The sequence below is a fragment of the Micromonospora sp. WMMD1082 genome (genome assembly GCF_029626175.1).
In the GTDB taxonomy this organism is placed as follows: Bacteria; Actinomycetota; Actinomycetes; order Mycobacteriales; family Micromonosporaceae; genus Micromonospora.
On the sequence record NZ_JARUBM010000002.1, the window covers coordinates 5469061 to 5482595 of the forward strand.

Here is a 13535-nt window from a genome sequence, read left to right on the forward strand (position 1 = left end):
TCGGGATCGACCAAGATCTTCGATGTGGGGCGGTGGCCGTGGCTGTCATTGTGGGTCATGCGGGTGTGGGTGGGGAAGCAACCGGGGGTGAGCGTCACCGGTTGGTGGAGTTCCGTCAGGGTTGGTATCAGTGTTTGACGCGGTGGGCGGACACGTTGTTCGAGGTGACGGATGCGGTGTTGACCACGCCGGGTTCGTTGGCGTCGTTGCCGTATCTGACGTTGGAGCCGGCGCTGCGTCGGGGGTGGGGCAGTGTGTACGCGTCGTTGTCGAGGGGGCGGGTGGACGTCGCGGCGGTGCGTGATCTGCTGATCGGTGCTCTGCCGGGGTGGTGGCCGGTGTTCGCGGTGGATGTGACGGCGTGGCCGCGTCCGGAGGCGGGGTGTTCGCCGCGGCGGGGGATGTGTCGGGTGCCTGATCCGGGTGGCGATCGGCGGGGGCGGGTGGTGCCGGGGTGGGCGTATCAGTGGGTTTGTCAGGTGTCCGCGACGCCGGATTCCTGGACGGCGCCGGTCGATGTCGTGCGGGTGGACCCTGAGGACAACGCCACCGAGGTGGCGTGTGGCCAGATGAGCGCTGTGGTGCGGGGCTTGGCCCGCCGGCGGCCGGGTGTGGTGCCGGTGTTCTGCCTGGACGCCGGTTACTGCCCGATCACCGCGACAGCTCGGGTGGCGTCCGATCCCCACGCCCCTGCCCGGATCATCGGACGCATCCGCCGGGACCGGGTCTTCTACGCCGACCCGCCGGCCAAGACCCCCGGCAGTCCCGGCCGACCCAAACAGCATGGCGATCGATTCGCCTGCGCTGACCCCACGACCTGGCCGGACCCCACCCACGAGATGCACACCGTCGATGACACCCACGGCCCGATCCACGTCCAAGCATGGACCGGGCTGCACCCCAAACCCGGCCCCCGACGCCGGTGGGCAGCGAAGAACACCAAGGGTCTGGCCGCCCCGATCATCCGCGGCACCGTCGTACGGATCAGCCTGCCCCGAACCGTCGAGGCCAGCACCCCACAAACCCTGTGGCTGTGGACCGCCGGCCCCGACCCGATCGATCTTGACCTGATCTGGCGGGCCTACCTACGCCGATTCGCCATCGAACACACCAACCGGTTCATCAAACAACACCTCGCCTGGACCACCCCAGCAGTGCGTCATCCCAGCCAAGCAGACCTGTGGACCTGGATCGTCGCGGCGGCACACACCCAACTCCGCCTCGCCCGAACCCTGATCACCGACCAACGCCTGCCCTGGGAACGACCCCTGACCACCACCACCCTGACTCCCTACCGGGTCCGACGAGGTTTCCGCAGCCTGCACCCACACCTACCCACACCAGCCAAGCCGCCGAAACCCTCCCGACCAGGACCAGGACGACCAAGAGGCAGCCGCAACCAGCAACCAACCCCACGCCACAAAACGATCATCAAGCGACGCAGACGCACGAAGCGTTAAATCGCCAACCGAAGTTGAGGCAGCAGTAGCCCTGAAACTGTGCGGATCTTGCGCCCTCTTCGCGCCTGCGCGGCGTCCCGAAGAGACCGGGTGACTTGGACAGTTTCCGTTCCGCGCGAACGGAAACTGTCCAAGATTGCGCGCTTCGCCTGGTGGAGAAACCGCATCGGTGGGTGAGTGCGGCCTGCGGAGCCAGCTGGGAGGGTGGCTGGCCCGTTCCGTGCCCGAGCTGGTGGTCCATGGGATGTGCGGTCGCCGGTGGGCGGTGGGGTGACCTGGCCGACAGCCCGTCGACGCCGCCAAACGGACGTGCCGGGGCCGGTCCTCTGCGAGCCTCTCAAGGGTGACAATCAGGACGTACGACGTGCCGTTGCTGGTGCTGACCGTGGGTGCGGGGGCGATCGACGCGGTCAGCTTCCTGGCCCTGGATCAGGTCTTCACCGGCAACATGACCGGAAACGTCCTGCTCATCGGCTTCGGACTGGCCGGTGCCCCGGACATTCCCGTGCTCAACAACGTGCTGGCGCTGCTCGCCTTCATGCTCGGCGCGGTGCTGACCGGTCGGCTGACCGCGCGGGCGACCGGGCGGGCGAAGCTGTCCCGCTCCGCTCTGGCCGTGCTGGCGGGCGGCACCACGCTGACGTTCGCCCTGGCCGGGTTCTGGACAGCCGTCGACGCACCGGGTGGGGTCGCGGCGCTGATCACGACCGGACTGCTGGCCGTGGTGCTGGGCGCGCAGGCCGCGGTGGCCCGGCAGATCGGTATCCGGGACCTCTCCACGGTGGTGATCACGTCGACGCTGGTGAACCTCTCGGCCGACAGCCGGATCGCCGGCGGCACCGGGAAGGCGTGGCCCCGGCGGGTGGGCGCGGTCGTCGCGCTGGGATCCGGCGCTCTCGTCGCCGCGATCCTGATCCTGTGGGTCAGCGGGTCGGCGGCGCTGCTGGCCGCCGGCGTGGCGCTGGCGATCGGTACCGCGCTGGCCGCCGGAGTACGCCGGCGGGAGCTTGCCGCGCCGTCCGGGACGGACGTGGGTGGCACCGGTCCGGCGGCGGGTCGGCCGGGCTGAGAAACTCTCGTCCCGATGCCGCGCCCGCATCGCACCCCTGCTCGCCGGACGTCCGCTGTGGATGTCAGCATTGCGGGATGGACATCTACGAGGACGACCGGACGGTGTCGCGCGCGGATCTGGCCGCCTGGCTGCGTCAGGTGGCGAGCCAGCTGGAGACCGGGCAGGTCTTCTACGGTGCGGCGGGGACGATCACCGTCGCCGACGAGGTGCACTGCGAGCTGGAGATCGAGCAGGAGGGCGCCGACGAGTTCTCGATCGAGATCGAGTTCTCCTGGGTCAACCCGAGGGCCACCCCGGCGGCCGAGCCGGAGAAGACCCCGACCGAGTCGGAGAAGGCCCCGGCGACCGAGCCGGAGACGGCTGCGGCGATCGAGGCCGACGAGGAGCCCGAGGTGACCGGCTCGGCCGCCGCGTAGCGGAGCACGCCGGCCCGCCGGAGCGTGGCGGGTCATGCCCGGCCCGCCGGAGCGTGGCGGGTCATGCCCGGCCCGCCGCCGCGTAGCGGGGCTCGCCGGCCCGCCGTGACCATCCCGGGCGGACCCTCGGGCACCGCCCGGGCGCCGTCGCGGGCCCGGACTCCGGAGGAGGTCACCGCAGCCGGCGGCGCCCGCCGAACCAGTCCCGGGCGGCCCGGGTGTTGAGGGCACCGACCACCCCGGCCAGCAGGCCCAGGCCGACGATCGTGATCGCGCCGAAGAGGCCGAGCGAGGCGGTGGCCAACAGGCCCGCCAGGGCGTACGCGGGGTAGGGCGCCCACCGTCGGCGGCCGGCCAGGCTGACCGCGACCAGCCCGCACGCCGTGGCCATGACGGCGAAGAAGGCGACGGCGCCGAGCGAGCCGGTCTCGGCCAGCAGCCGGTGCACCGTCGCCAGGGCGAACAGCAGCGACAGCAGCGCGAAGGCGAGCACGGTGAGCCGTACCGGGGTGGGCGTCGCCGGGGGCCGGAGCATGTCCCCGTAGCCGCCGCCGGAAGCGCGTACGACCATACGGACAACGATGAGCGTCGACGTATGGCGTACGTGGCGCACTGTCGGCAAGATGACAGCGGTGCGGGGCGGCGTAATCTTCGGCCCATGGCGAGGTACTTCGACGTGCACCCGGACAATCCGCAACCGCGCACCATCGGTCAGGTGGTCGACGTCGTTCGCGGAGACGGGTTGATCGCCTACCCGACGGACTCGTGCTTCGCGTTGGGCAGCCGGTTGGGCAACAAGGAGGGCATGGACCGGATCCGGGAGATCCGCCACCTCGACAGCGGCCACCACTTCACGCTGGTGTGCCGCGACTTCGCCCAGCTCGGCCAGTTCGTGCAGCTCGACAACGCCGTGTTCCGGGCGGTGAAGGCGGCCACCCCCGGCCGCTACACCTTCATCCTGCCCGCGACGAGGGAGGTGCCGCGCCGCCTGCTGCATCCGCGCAAGAAGACCGTCGGCGTACGCATCCCGGCGCACGCGGTCACCCGGGCGCTCCTCGACGCGCTGGGGGAGCCGCTGCTGTCGAGCACCCTGCTGTTGCCCGGCGACGACGAGCCGATGACCCACGGCTGGGAGATCAAGGAACGTCTCGACCACGCGGTCGACGCGGTGGTCGACGCGGGTGACTGCGGCACCGAACCGACCACTGTGGTCGACTTCTCCGACGGCGAGCCGGAGATCGTCCGCGTCGGCGCCGGCGATCCGGCCCGTTTCGCCTAGGCCCCGTCCTGCCACGGAGGGTGATGGTCCGCCACGCCCCCGTTCCCATGGCGGGCCATCACCCCTGGTGATCTCAGCATGACCGCACCGCCGGCCGGCGAAGTCCAAACGAATCCGTATGAGGGACACTGTTATCGATTGCTGTCGTCCTTCTTCGGGGGTTGGTCATGAAGGCTGATGTGTCCGGCGGGCCGGCGGTCGGCCCGCCCGACCCGGGGCCGGCCCACAGTCTCGATGAGCTGGTCGGCTGCCTGCGCGCGCTCAAGCTCTGGGCCGGCGACCCGTCGTACGAGACGATCACCCGGCGGGTCAACGAGCAGTGGCGGGCCGACGGTCGTCCCGCCGGCGAGCAGGCCCGCCGGGGCACGGTCGTGGACTGCTTCAAGACCGGACGCCGCCGGATCAACGGCGACCTGGTGCTCGCGGTGGTGCGGGCGCTGCATGACGAGAAGAGCTACCTCGCCCACTGGCGGCAGGCGCTGCGGGTGAGTCTCGCCGAGACGGCGGCGGCTGCGCAGGTGCGGGTGCTCGACCGGCTACCGGGCGATGTGGGCACCTTCATCGGCCGGCAGGTGGAGCTGGATCGCCTGCGGCGGCTGGCCGCCGTGACCGGCGGACCGGATCCGGCGACCCGCGGCGCGGCCGGGCCCGGGTCGGGGCTCTGCGTGCTCGCCGGGATGGCGGGGGTGGGCAAGACCCAACTCGCGGTACACGCCGGCCAGCTGCTGGTCGACGAGGGTCGATTCGATACGACGCTCTTCGTCGACCTGCGTGGCTTCCACCCCGATCCGGGGCAGCCCCCGGCCGAGCCGGCCGCCGTCCTCGACGGCTTCCTACGCCTGCTGGGCATGTCCGGCCACGAGATTCCGTACGGCCTGGCGGAGCGTGCGGCGGCGTTCCGCGAGCGGCTCGCGGGCCGGCGCGTCCTGATCGTCCTCGACAACGCGGCCGGCGTGGCGCAGGTACGCCCGCTCCTGCCGCGCGTCGCCGGCACCCTGACGCTGGTCACCTCCCGCCGCCGGCTCGCCGACCTCGACGCGGAGCTGCACCTCGACATCGACCTGTTCACCCCGGACGAGGCGGAGCAACTGCTGATCCGCTCGCTCCCCGGGGTGGCGGTCGGTGCCGACCCGTCGGCGCATCGGCGGGTCGCGCTGCGCTGCGGGCACCTGCCGTTGGCGCTCAGCGTGGTTGCCGGTCAGATGGCGACGCGGGCCGGGTGGACGGTGACCGACCACGCCGACCGGCTGGACGAGCGCCACCGCCACCGCCGGCTTGACACCGGTGTGGAGCTGGCGCTGCACCTGTCCTACCAGCACCTGCCCGAGCAGCGACAGACGCTGCTGCGGCGGATGGCCGTACACCCGGGCGCGGATCTGGACGAGCACGGCGCGGCCGCCCTGCTCGACACGGATGCGGCCACCGCCGCGGCGCACCTGCGCCACCTCGCCGCCGAGTACCTGGTCCAGCAGCCCGTCGCCGGCCGCTACGCGCTGCACGACCTCGTCCGGGCGTACGCGGGGGAGCGCGGTCGGGACGAGGACCGGCCCGCGGATCGTCACGCCGCCCTGACCCGCCTCCTCGACCACTACCTGCACAGCGCCGCGGCGGCGATGGACGCCCTGTACCCGGCCGAGCGGCACCGGCGGCCGCCCCTGCCGGCGCGCTCCCCGGCCGGCCCGCGGCTCGAGAAACCCCGGGCGGCGCTGCGCTGGCTGGACGCGGAACGCGCGACACTCGTGGCGGTCTGCGTGCACGCGGCCCGGCACGGCTGGCCGCAACACGCGGTGTGGCTGGCCGGCACCCTGTACGCCTATCTCGACAACGGCGGATATCCGGGCGACGGGATCACCGTGCACACCGAGGCGGAGCGCGCCGCCCGGCTGCTCGGCGACGGCGTCGCCGAGGCCACCGCCCTGACCAACCTCGCCGTGGTGTGCTGGCAGCTGGGCCGCAATCCGGAGGGGGTCGGGCATCTGGAGCGGGCGCTGCCGCTGTTCCGCGCGGCGGGCGACGTTCGTGGTGAGGCCCGGGTGCTGGGCAACCTGGGCGTGCTGTTGATGTCGGTGGGGGAGTGGGAGCGCTGCTGCGGCTACCACGAGTTGGCGCTCGACCGTTTCGTGCAGATCGGCGACCGGGTCGGTGAGGCGAACACCCTGACCAACCTCGGCGCCGCCCACGAGCGGCAGGGCCGCCCCGCCGCCGCGATCGAGCAGAACAGCCGCGCCCTGGTCATCTTCCGCGAGCTGCGGCATCTCGGCGGCGAGGCGACCGCGTTGAACAACCTCGGCGACACCTACGTCACACTGGGCCGGTTCGCGGACGCCGTCGACTGCTATGAGCCGGCCCTCGCACTCTTCCGGGACATCGGCGAACGGTACGGCGAAACCTGCGTGCTCAACGGGCTCGGTCGGGCCCTCGCCGGGCAGGGCGCGCGGGACGAGGCGATCGCCCGGCACGCGCAGGCCCTGGCCCTGGCGACGGAGATCGATCGGCCCGAGGAGCAGAACCGCGCCCGCCGTGCCCTCGCCGAGCTGAGCAGCTCCGCCGGCGACTAGACCGCATCGCGTACGCCCCGGCCGGAGGTCCGCCCGGTGTTAGCGTGCGACGGTGGACGCGCGACCGGCGGCACGGCATGGCACACCCGTCGCCGCTCTGGTGCTCGCCGCCGGAGCGGGCCGGCGCTACGGGCGTCCCAAGGCGCTGGTGGAGTTCGGCGGCCGGCTGCTCGTGGAACGTGCGGTGGTCACCGCACGGGTCGGCGGCTGCTGTCCGGTGGTGACGGTGCTCGGTGCGGCGGCCGAGGAGGTTCGTGCCCGCGCCGACCTCGCCGGTGCGATGGTGATCGACAATCCCGAGTGGGCCACCGGGCTGGGCTCCTCGCTGCGGGCCGGTCTCGCCGCGCTCCGGCCGGCCGGAGCGGTCGCCGCGGTGGTGCTCCTGGTGGACATGCCGGGTGTCACCCCCGAGGCGGTACGCCGGCTGGCCGGGCTCGCCGCCCCGGACGCGCTCGCCATCGCCGGTTATGGCACCGGGCGTGGTCACCCGGTCCTGCTCGGCCGGGCGCACTGGGCCGGCGTCGCGGCGTCGGCCGCCGGTGACGCGGGTGCCCGCGGGTACCTGCGGGAGCGGGTGGCGCAGCTGCGGGTCGTACCGTGTGGCGACGTCGCCACCGGCGGCGACGTCGACACCGAGGCCGACCGGGCCAGCTTCCCGGCCGGCGGCGCCGCGGGCAGCACCGCCTCGTCCGGGGGTACCGGCGGCTGACCCGGCAACCGTTCACCTGATTGCGGCCGGTGGGTCCGGGCCCGCATGCTCATGCCCATCGGGATGCTGGCGGTGGTTCGGGGGCACGGATGGGCAGGGGCGTCGTCGTGGGCGTCGTCGGCGGGCTGTTCTGCCTGCTGGTGACGGTCGCGATCGGTGGAGCGCTGATCGCGTACAACCGCCTGGTGCGTCAGCGCAACCAGGTGCGGGCCTCCTGGGCGCAGATCGACGTGCAGCTCAAGCGCCGGCACGACCTCGTGCCCAACCTGGTGGAGACGGTCAAGGGCTACGCGGTCCACGAGCGCGGCACGCTGGAGGCCGTCGTGGCCGCCCGCAGCGGTGCGATCGCCGCGGCGGGCACCGCCGACGTGGCCGACCGGGCCGGCGCCGAGAACGCCCTCACCCGCGCGCTCGGCCGGCTGTTCGCGCTGTCCGAGGCATACCCGGATCTCAAGGCGAGCGAGAACTTCGCGGTCCTGCAGGGCGAGCTGGCGAGGACGGAGGACCGGATCGCGTACGCGCGGCAGTTCTACAACAGTGCCGTCCAGACGTTCAACACCACCGTGGAGTCCATTCCCACCAACCTCGTCGCCGGCCTGGGCGGGTTCCGGACGGTGGACTTCTTCGGGGCCCTGGACGGCGAACGCGCCGCCGTCCAGGTGCGCTTCTGACCGGAGCCGATGATGGACCGTCGCCTGCTGTTCGACGTGGCGGTGGGCGCGGTCGCGCTCGGCGCCTGGTTCCTCGTCTACGGCATCGTCCGGGTGAGCACCCGACCGTCCCGGCCGGTGCCCGCGCCCGCCACCCCGGAACTCGGCGCCGAACCGCCCGCCCTGGTCAGCCTGCTGGTCAACCGCTGGTCGGTCACCGAGGACGCGGTCGAGTCGACGCTGCTCGACCTCGCCGCCCGTGGTCACGTCGAGCTGCGTCAGCCGGGCGACGATCCGATGCAGACCACGCTGCACCTGCCGCCGACCCCGCCCGACGAGGGCAGGCTGCGGCCGTACGAGCGGCGGGTGCTCGACCGGGTACGCGGGCTCGCCGTCAACGGCGTGCTGCCACTGACCGCACTGACCTTCCGCGACCCGACGCAGGCCAGGGCGTGGAACCGGCGGCTGCGCGCCCAGGTGGTCGCGGATGCCCGGGCGGCGGGGCTGTCGCGGCGGCGCTTCGGTCCGGCCGTGACCACCCTCCTGGTCGCCCTCGCGGTGGTCGCCGCGGTCGGTGTCGGCCTGGCCGCCCTGCACTACGGCATCTGGCACGGTACGGAGGACAACCCCGGCCTGGCCGCCGGCTTCATCACGTTCGCCGCGCTCGCCACGATCGCCGGGGTGTCACCGGGTGAACGGGACACGGAACTCGGCCGCCAGACGGCGGCGCGATGGCTCGGCGTCCGGGACTGGCTGCGCGGGCACGAGCAGTTCAACGAGCTGCCGCCGGCCTCGGTGGCGATCTGGGATCGCTACCTGGGCTACGGCGCCGCCGTCGGCGCGACCCGCCTGACCAGCGCCGTGCTCGACCTCGGCATGGGCGACCGGACGCTGGTCTGGTCGTCGTACGGCGGCACCTGGCACCGGGTGCGGGTGCGCTACCCGCGCCTGCTGCCGCGCTACGGCCGGACGGTGCCGAGACTCCTGCTGAGCGCGGTGATCAGCATCGCGGTCGGCGCCTTCCTGCTGCACGTCCTCGGTGGCGCCGTCGACCTGCCACCCGCCACGGCCGACCGGGCCGAGCGGGCGGTGACCCTCGTGGTCGACGGCGTCGTCGTCCTCGCGGTGTTGGTGCTGGCCTCCGGGGTCTACACACTGGTCCGTGGCCTGACCGACCTGGTCACCGAGCGCAGCATCACCGGCGAGGTGCTCTGGGTGCAGGTGTGGCGCACCTCCGCGCAGGGCGAGAACGAGCCGGCCCGGCCGTGGCTGCACTACCTGGCGGTCGACGACGGCACCGACGAGCGGACCACCGCCTGGGGGTTGCCCAGCCGGTGGGCGGAGAGCTGCCACGACGGTGACACCGTGACGATCAGGGTGCGCCCCTGGAGTCGCCGGGTGGTCGGCCTGTCGGTGATCGGGCACGGCCGTTCACGACGGCTGGCGGAGTCGGCCGTCGCCGAACCCGATCCGATGCCACCGGCCGGGTAGGCACCGGCGTCACCACTTGCGAGTCGGTATCGCGTTCGATGCATAATGGCAACGGGCTGAGCGCGTCGGAGCAAGGACCACAGTGATCCGCCGACTTCAATGGAGGCGCCTCCATGGCATTGATTCCGGCGGCTGGCACAGGTTGCAGTGGATCCTCGACCTCGCCGCCACGAGCTGAATCCCCGAAACCGGTGAATTCCGAGGTCGAGTGGGATGGCTTCGACCCTGGCGCCTACGTCGAGCACAACTACTCCCTACTGCGCGCCGATGATCACGAAATTCTCTGTCGGATAAGAGACTTCTTCGCGGGCGCGAAGATTTCCCACGTGCGCTGTGTCGACGTGGGATCCGGCGCAAACCTTTACCCGGCACTGGCCCTTCTGCCATTCGCGCGGAGCGTGGAACTGTGCGAATGGTCCGCGGCGAATGTGGGCTGGTTGCGCGGCCAGATCGACCGCTACGACGAGTGTTGGGACGCGTACTGGCAGGTGTGCGCGGAGCACCCGGCGTACGCGGCGCTGGCCGATCCGCGGGGCCACCTGGCGCGAGTGGGTCGGGTGGTGCAGCTCAGCGTCTTCGACCTGCCCAGGCATGCCTGGGGAGCCGGCACGATGTTCTTCGTGGCCTGCTCGATCTCGGCGGACCGGGCGGAATCCGAGCACGCCATCGGCCGGTTCCTCGGCGCGCTGCGGCCCGGTTCACCCTTTGCCGCGGCGTTCATGCTCGGCTCGAACGGCTACCGCGTCGGCCAGCGCTGGTTCCCGGCCGTGGAACTGCAACGCGCGGAGGTGGTGGCGAGCGTCGCGGCCGGCGCGTACGACGTGGACATGTACGAGGTGCGGCCCACGCCGTCGCTGCGGGACGGGTATCTGGGCATGCTGTTGGTCACCGGCCGTAGTCGCGGCTAGCGCCGCGCGGATTGCTCGCGGCGGCTCGCCGCGCCACTCCCGACGGGACACTCGACTGTCCGGTTTCCCCGGAACATCTGGTACGCGCGGCCGTTCAGGCGACGCTCCGACAGGGATACGATGGTGGGTGCACGTCATCGTGGATCATCGTGTGCGGGGCGACATCAGCAGTTCCGTTTCGACGACTACAGCGGACGGTGGTGAACCATGCGGATGCAGCCGCGCCAGGAGGTCATCGACATCTGGCGGGCGACGGTGCGCAGTTGCTGGCAGAAGGGCGAATGGCACTGGGGCGGCCGGAGTGGATCCAATTCCATCAGCGACGCGGAGCAACTGCTGACCCTGCTGTTGCCGGCGACCAAGATCCCCGTGCTGGCACTGGACGATCCGGACCGCATCGACGAGGAGGTCGTCGAGGCGCTCGGCTCGATCGGCGGTGCGATCGAGATTCCGCGCCGACTGGTCAAGATCATGACTGACTACTTCGTCCGTTACACCGACGACAGTGGCGCGCCGACCTTCGGCGGGGGCACCTACCTCACCCCGGTGGAGGGTGGTCCGGATCTCACCGAGGACCAGCGCTCCATGGATGTCGTCGACTCGTTCGCGGTGTCCGTCACGCTCACCCTGGCCACCATCGGTTTCGCCAAGATCTATCGTCGCTCCACCCAGCGGGCCGACCTGCGGGCCCAGCTGGACGAGCTCGAGGAGATGGCCAGCGTGCGGCTCACCGCCGCCATGGTCGGGCTGCTGCGCAGCTTCAGCACCTCCGTCTTCGCCGCCACCGACGAGTTCGGCATCCGGCTGTGCGACATGGTCAACCAGGACGAGCTGCCGCGCCGCGAGGTCGTGGCCGCGCTGCGCGAGCAGTTGCGGGACACCATGGCGAGCCTGCGCAACGTCGTGGTCGGATCCGGTCAGGTGACGGAGGATCTGGACAACAGCGAGATGCTCTTCGAGTGCGGCTGGTCGTGGGGGACCATCGCCGGTGCCGACGAGGTTTCGACGAGCGAGCCGATCGGTCCGCAGCGCGAGGGCGCGGCGGAGAACGCACCCTACCTCTACTTCACCGTCATCGCGGTGGACGCCATCGACGATCTCAACTCGGAGCGCACCCGCCTGCTCGGCCTGCTCAACGAGGAACAGCAGCGACTGTTCCGGATCCTGCAACTGCGCTGGGAGCTGACCCGCAGGTATTGGGCGGCGGTGGCGACCTTCGGCAACCGGCGTCGATGGCCGATCGAGGACATTCCCTGGCGGACCACCGACGGCGACCGGACCGACTACTACACCCTGCAGGCCACCTCGCTCGCGGTGAAGGGCCTGGTCGCCAGCGGGCGCGGCGGCGACGAGGAGTTCGGGCGGATCGCGAACGTCCTGGTGGAACTGGCCCAGCGAGGGCGGATCACCCGGCGTGCCTCGCCCCGGGAGCCCGCGTTGGTCGTGCACGCGCCGGGCAAGCAGGTGACCCTGAACGACGCCACGTCCAAGCCGATCATGACGTGGAACGTCAACGAGTTCTCCACGGTGCTGCTCCAGCGGGCGACCACCGTCGCCGGGCTGCTGAACAATGCCCGGCGGCGCAGCGAGCTGCTCGAACTCGCCGACGAGGTGTGGGAGCATCTCCTGCTGCGTCGCATTCCCGAGGGCCGGCACCGGGGGCTGTGGGATCACGCCGGCGGAGCGTTTCCCGGGCTGGCGCAGCTGCCCGAGGCGCCCTCGTGGTATCTGACCGAGCGAGTCGTGCAGGCCCTGGTCAACGCCGGTGAGCTGCTCTGGGAGCGGCCGTTCCCCCGGGCGGGCAGCCTCGCCACGTACGCCCAGAATCTCATCGACGAGGCCGAGTACGTGTTCGACCGCGAGTTGATGAGCGGCACGTTCGCCGGCGAGTCGATGCAACGCACCATGCGCAGCATCCGGGCCACCCTGCGCCGGGCACAGTCGCTGGTGGACGAGCGGCCGGGCACCGCCGCCGCCCTCGCGAGCACCCTGCTGCTGTTGCTCAACGACATCACCACCGGCCAACAGAAGGCCAGCGAGGGGATCTGAATGCTGGTCTTCGTCACGTCGCACAAGGGTGGCACCGGGCGCTCGGTGACCGCGGCGAACATTGCCTACCGCAGCGCGCTCTCCGGCCGCTCCACCTGCTACCTGGACTACGACTTCGGCTCGCCGACGGCCGGCATCACGTTCCAGATCCCGCAGGCGACCAACGGGATCGAGGGCGCCGGTCCGAACGGCGGCGGCCTGCACCGGTATCTCCGCGGCGAGATCCCGTCGCCGGAGCAGCTGGACGTGTGGGGCACCTCCGAGCGGGTCAGCCTGCGCCAGCGGCCCACCGGCTCCGGGTCGCTGGTGCTGCTGCCCGGGCAGCGCAACGGCAGCGAGTTCGGCTTCACCGACGACATCGGCCGGCGCTGCGCCGAGCTGTTCCTCCGCCTGGAGGAGGAGTTCGACCTGACCCTGGTCGACCTGAGCGCCGGCCGGTCGTACGCCAGCCAGATCGCGCTGGCGGCCACCGCCAACCGGACGCTGCGCAAGGTGACCGTCCGCTGGCTGGTCTTCCACCGGTGGACCCCGCAGCACGTGATGGCGGCGGCGGACCTCGCCTTCGAGGCCGGTGGGATCCTGGCCATGGGCAAGGAGTACGGCCACGAACCGGACCGGCTACGCGAGTCGCTGCGGTTCGTGCGGACCGCGAGGATCGACTCGCGCGGTCCGGAGGTCGGCCACCTCGACCTGGCGCAGCAGGCGTTCCTCCGCAGGTGCGACGCGGAGCTGGCGGAGCTGGCCCGCCGGCGCGGCACCGGGCGGACGACGCTGCTCGGCACGGTGCCGCTGGATCCGTTGCTGCAGTGGCGCGAGCAGTTGATCTCGGACAATGACGTGCAGACCAAGATTGCCAATGGCAAGACCGTGGATGCCTTCGTGGAGCTGACCGAGAAGCTCTTCGACGAGACGGCATGGGAGACCGTGTGATGAGCGTGGATGT

At 71.6% G+C, this 13535-nt stretch carries 12 protein-coding genes; 11 read left to right on the forward strand and 1 reads right to left on the reverse strand.

The genetic code is table 11. The annotated features are described in order from the left end of the window. Window positions 1-104 precede the first annotated feature (104 nt). The 3 genes from O7615_RS25140 to O7615_RS25150 all read left to right on the forward strand — a co-directional run bounded on the left by O7615_RS25140 (window position 105) and on the right by O7615_RS25150 (window position 2948). Complete coding sequence (locus tag O7615_RS25140) at window positions 105-1460, forward strand: NF041680 family putative transposase (protein WP_347405119.1); 1356 nt, start codon at window positions 105-107, stop codon at window positions 1458-1460. Window positions 1461-1803: 343 nt separating this feature from the next. Beyond that, complete coding sequence (locus O7615_RS25145) at window positions 1804-2529, forward strand: YoaK family protein (RefSeq protein ID WP_278180255.1); 726 nt, start codon at window positions 1804-1806, stop codon at window positions 2527-2529. Window positions 2530-2606: 77 nt separating this feature from the next. Beyond that, entirely contained in the window at window positions 2607-2948 is a 342-nt protein-coding gene (locus O7615_RS25150; RefSeq protein ID WP_278180256.1) for an amphi-Trp domain-containing protein, read from the forward strand. A 172-nt stretch (window positions 2949-3120) separates the two neighbouring features. On the opposite strand, the gene O7615_RS25155 is transcribed toward O7615_RS25150, so the two are convergent. Beyond that, window positions 3121-3519: a hypothetical protein gene (locus O7615_RS25155; RefSeq protein ID WP_278180257.1), complete on the reverse strand. Its 399-nt coding sequence runs from the start codon at window positions 3517-3519 to the stop codon at window positions 3121-3123. Window positions 3520-3606: 87 nt separating this feature from the next. Here O7615_RS25155 and O7615_RS25160 point away from each other — a divergent pair, with 87 nt between their 5' ends. The 8 genes from O7615_RS25160 (at window position 3607) to O7615_RS25195 (ending at window position 13522) form a co-directional block, all read left to right on the forward strand. Continuing rightward, window positions 3607-4227, forward strand: coding sequence for an L-threonylcarbamoyladenylate synthase (locus O7615_RS25160; protein WP_278180258.1), 621 nt, complete (start codon window positions 3607-3609; stop codon window positions 4225-4227). Window positions 4228-4394: 167 nt separating this feature from the next. After that, the gene (locus O7615_RS25165) at window positions 4395-6785 is read left to right on the forward strand and encodes a tetratricopeptide repeat protein (RefSeq protein WP_278180259.1); all 2391 of its coding nucleotides are present in this window, start codon (window positions 4395-4397) and stop codon (window positions 6783-6785) included. 52 nt (window positions 6786-6837) lie between these two features. Further along, on the forward strand, window positions 6838-7494 hold the full coding sequence (locus O7615_RS25170; protein ID WP_278180260.1) for an NTP transferase domain-containing protein: 657 nt from the start codon (window positions 6838-6840) through the stop codon (window positions 7492-7494). Between the two features lie 89 nt (window positions 7495-7583). Beyond that, window positions 7584-8165, forward strand: a complete 582-nt coding sequence (locus O7615_RS25175) for a LemA family protein (protein ID WP_278180261.1) — start codon at window positions 7584-7586, stop codon at window positions 8163-8165. A 12-nt stretch (window positions 8166-8177) separates the two neighbouring features. Next, window positions 8178-9635, forward strand: coding sequence for a DUF2207 domain-containing protein (locus tag O7615_RS25180; protein ID WP_278180262.1), 1458 nt, complete (start codon window positions 8178-8180; stop codon window positions 9633-9635). A 113-nt stretch (window positions 9636-9748) separates the two neighbouring features. Then, window positions 9749-10543 (forward strand): SCO2525 family SAM-dependent methyltransferase, encoded by a 795-nt coding sequence (locus O7615_RS25185; protein ID WP_278180263.1) that lies wholly within the window; start codon window positions 9749-9751, stop codon window positions 10541-10543. A gap of 207 nt (window positions 10544-10750) precedes the next feature. Continuing rightward, the gene (locus O7615_RS25190; RefSeq protein ID WP_278180264.1) at window positions 10751-12592 is read left to right on the forward strand and encodes an SCO2524 family protein; all 1842 of its coding nucleotides are present in this window, start codon (window positions 10751-10753) and stop codon (window positions 12590-12592) included. Then, complete coding sequence (locus O7615_RS25195) at window positions 12593-13522, forward strand: SCO2523 family variant P-loop protein (RefSeq protein WP_278180265.1); 930 nt, start codon at window positions 12593-12595, stop codon at window positions 13520-13522. Window positions 13523-13535: the final 13 nt, after the last annotated feature.

Bases quoted from the DNA above. Each gene is read 5' to 3' on its own strand.
- O7615_RS25155 (WP_278180257.1), bottom strand. From the start codon at position 3,519: ATGGTCGTACGCGCTTCCGGCGGCGGCTACGGGGACATGCTCCGGCCC.
- O7615_RS25165 (WP_278180259.1), top strand. From the start codon at position 4,395: ATGAAGGCTGATGTGTCCGGCGGGCCGGCGGTCGGCCCGCCCGACCCG.
- O7615_RS25160 (WP_278180258.1), top strand. From the start codon at position 3,607: ATGGCGAGGTACTTCGACGTGCACCCGGACAATCCGCAACCGCGCACC.
- O7615_RS25190 (WP_278180264.1), top strand. From the start codon at position 10,751: ATGCGGATGCAGCCGCGCCAGGAGGTCATCGACATCTGGCGGGCGACG.
- O7615_RS25175 (WP_278180261.1), top strand. From the start codon at position 7,584: ATGGGCAGGGGCGTCGTCGTGGGCGTCGTCGGCGGGCTGTTCTGCCTG.
- O7615_RS25195 (WP_278180265.1), top strand. From the start codon at position 12,593: ATGCTGGTCTTCGTCACGTCGCACAAGGGTGGCACCGGGCGCTCGGTG.
- O7615_RS25150 (WP_278180256.1), top strand. From the start codon at position 2,607: ATGGACATCTACGAGGACGACCGGACGGTGTCGCGCGCGGATCTGGCC.
- O7615_RS25185 (WP_278180263.1), top strand. From the start codon at position 9,749: ATGGCATTGATTCCGGCGGCTGGCACAGGTTGCAGTGGATCCTCGACC.
- O7615_RS25180 (WP_278180262.1), top strand. From the start codon at position 8,178: ATGGACCGTCGCCTGCTGTTCGACGTGGCGGTGGGCGCGGTCGCGCTC.